At 62.6% G+C, this 2806-nt stretch carries 2 protein-coding genes and 1 pseudogene; all 3 read left to right on the forward strand.

The genetic code is table 11. The features are described 5' to 3' along the window. Positions 1–588: pseudogene (locus ACESL9_RS17205) on the forward strand (hypothetical protein); the annotation flags it as partial. Positions 589–620: 32 nt separating this feature from the next. Next, positions 621–1598 carry a GDP-L-fucose synthase family protein gene (locus ACESL9_RS17210; protein WP_372675318.1) on the forward strand — a complete coding sequence of 326 codons (978 nt, stop codon included), beginning with the start codon at positions 621–623 and terminating at the stop codon, positions 1596–1598. Between the two features lie 85 nt (positions 1599–1683). Continuing rightward, a partial coding sequence (locus ACESL9_RS17215; protein WP_372675319.1) for a mannose-1-phosphate guanylyltransferase/mannose-6-phosphate isomerase occupies positions 1684–2806 on the forward strand: 1123 nt, incomplete at its 3' end.

Here is a 2806-nt window from a genome sequence, read left to right on the forward strand (position 1 = left end):
AATGCCATCCAGACGATGCTGTTGCCGCTGTCCGACGACGTGAAGGTAACCGGCGCCACGCAAGATGGGGTGCATCGCTTCGGCATCCGCAGCGCGCTGACGCCCCACAAGCACGCGACCCTTGCCGACTATGCGTCGGGACTGGGCGCTGCGCTTGACGACTTCCGGGTGTTGATCACCCTGCGCCCCCCGTTCGAGCGCCTCATATCGCTTTATTTTTCGCCTCACCGCTGGTTGGGGCGCGCGCCGATTTGGGACGAAGCCGATTTTCTCGCCCTGATGCGCAAGAGCCCCAGCATCGCATCGTTCCTTCGCGTTGACGGACGCCTGCGGCTTCCCGATGCGGCGCTGCGCTTTGAAAAGCTCGAGGCAGATTTCGCACAGGTTTCAGCGCGCCTGGGGTTGCCAATTCCAAACACCCGCTTTCCAGCTCTGAACCAAAGCGCCGACACCACCGGGTTGCGACATCAGATTCTGGCCGATACCACCCTGCGTAACGCCGTCGAGGATTTTGCCGCAGAAGATATGGAGCTTCTGGGGAAACTGGGCGCCCCGAGGGCTTGCAAAGACCTCGAAAGTAAAAAATGATCCGAAGCGACAAAGCACAACAGGGAAACGAAATGCAGCGTATCTACATCGCCGGCCACCGCGGAATGGTGGGCGGCGCCTTGCTACGCCGCCTGGAGGCGCGACGCGCGGCGGGCGAGGGCATCGAACTGATCACTCGCACCTCGTCAGAGCTTGACCTGACCGATCAGACCGCGGTGCGGGAGTTCATGCACGCGCAAAGCCCGGATGTGGTGATCCTGGCGGCGGCGAAGGTGGGCGGGATCCATGCCAACAACACATACCCGGCCGATTTCATTTATGAAAACCTGATGATTGAATGCAACGTTATCCATCAGGCTTTCGCCGCCGGGGTGACTCGCCTCTTACAATTGGGATCGTCCTGCATCTACCCGCGGGATGTACCGCAGCCGATGCGTGAAGATGCTTTGCTGACCGGCACACTGGAACCGACCAACGAACCCTATGCCGTCGCCAAGATCGCCGGGATCAAGCTTTGCGAAAGTTACAACCGGCAGCATGGCACCGATTACCGTTCGGTCATGCCGACAAACCTTTATGGGCCTGGCGACAATTTCCACCCGGAGAATTCCCATGTTCTGCCCGCCCTGATCCGCCGTTTTCACGAGGCGGCCCTAGATGGGCTGGATGAGGTGACGATCTGGGGATCGGGCAAGCCCCGACGCGAATTTCTCCATGTTGATGACATGGCCAAGGCCTCGCTCTTTGTTCTGGACCTCGACAAAACCACCTATGACGCCAACACCGACCCGATGTTGAGCCATATCAACGTCGGGTCAGGCACCGACGTGTCGATCATGGAACTTGCACAGATGGTGGCTGCTGTGACCGGGTTTCGGGGTCGCATCACCAGCGACCCGAGCAAACCCGACGGCACTATGCGCAAGTTGATGGACGTGTCGCGACTGGCACGTATGGGTTGGCGCGCGGGGATCGGGCTGAAAGAGGGTATTGGCTCCACCTATGACTGGTTCCTGAAGCAAGACTCCGATAGCCTTCGCGCAAAATGACTCAGAGGGTTAACCAGATGAAACCAAACCCCTTCGAGACCTCGACCCGCCACGAGCGCGTGGAAGGATACAAGGATTTGCCGAAATGATTACGCCCCTTCTTCTTTCCGGTGGTTCCGGCACCCGCCTCTGGCCCCTGTCGCGCAAGAGCTATCCCAAGCAGTTCGCGCGCATCACCGGAGAGGAAAGCCTGTTCCAGGCCTCGGCGCGGCGTCTGTCGGGTGAGGGGTTCAACGCGCCCATCGTGATCACCGGCGCCGATTTTCGATTTATCGTGACCGAACAGTTGGCCAATGTGGAAATCGCCCCTGCCGCGATCCTGATCGAGCCCCGGGGGCGCAATACGGCCCCCGCCGTTCTGGCCGGTGCGCTCAAACTGGCGGCCACGTCACCCGGGGCATTGATGCTGGTGGCTCCGTCCGATCACGTGATCCCCGATGCGGCGGACTTTCGCGCGGCCGTGATCGCCGCCGCCCCCGCCGCCAAGGCCGGGCAACTGGTGACCTTCGGCATTCGACCCGACCGCGCCGAAACCGGCTATGGCTGGCTGGAACTGAGCGCAGCGCCCGACTTCACGCCCAAGGCACAACCGCTCAAAGCATTCGTGGAAAAACCCGACGCCGCCACCGCCCAGACCATGCTGAATGGTGGCCAGCACCTTTGGAACGCAGGGATCTTCCTGCTGTCCACCGATGCGCTCATCGCGGCATTCGAGCGCCATGCGCCCGAGACCCTGGCCGGCGTGCGCGCCGCGCTCGACATGGCCGAGATCGACCTGGGCTTTACCCGGCTCGCCCCCGAGCCCTGGGACGCGCTGGAGGACATCTCGCTCGATTACGCGGTGATGGAAAAGGCCGACAACCTGTCGGTGGTGCCCTATGGCGGGGCCTGGTCCGATCTGGGGGGGTGGGACGCGGTGTGGCGCGAAAGCGGGCCGGATGCCAGCGGCGTCGTCACCGCCGGCCCGGCGACGGCGATCGACTGTCACGCCACTCTACTGCGAGCCGAGGAAAGCCATCAGCACCTGGTGGGAATCGGCCTGACCGACATCATTGCCGTGGCGATGCCCGACGCGGTTCTGGTAGCCCACAAGGACCGCGCGCAGGATGTGAAAAAGGCCGTCGCCGTGCTCAAGGCCGAGGGGGCGGTGCAGGCCGAAACCCTGCCGCGCGACTTCAGGCCCTGGGGCTGGTTCGAGAGCCTCGTGG

The sequence above is a fragment of the Aquicoccus sp. genome, assembly GCF_041686535.1.
Taxonomy (GTDB): domain Bacteria; phylum Pseudomonadota; class Alphaproteobacteria; order Rhodobacterales; family Rhodobacteraceae; genus Aquicoccus.

Coding starts and splice junctions, on each gene's coding strand:
- ACESL9_RS17210 (WP_372675318.1), top strand. CDS start 621: ATGCAGCGTATCTACATCGCCGGCCACCGCGGAATGGTGGGCGGCGCC.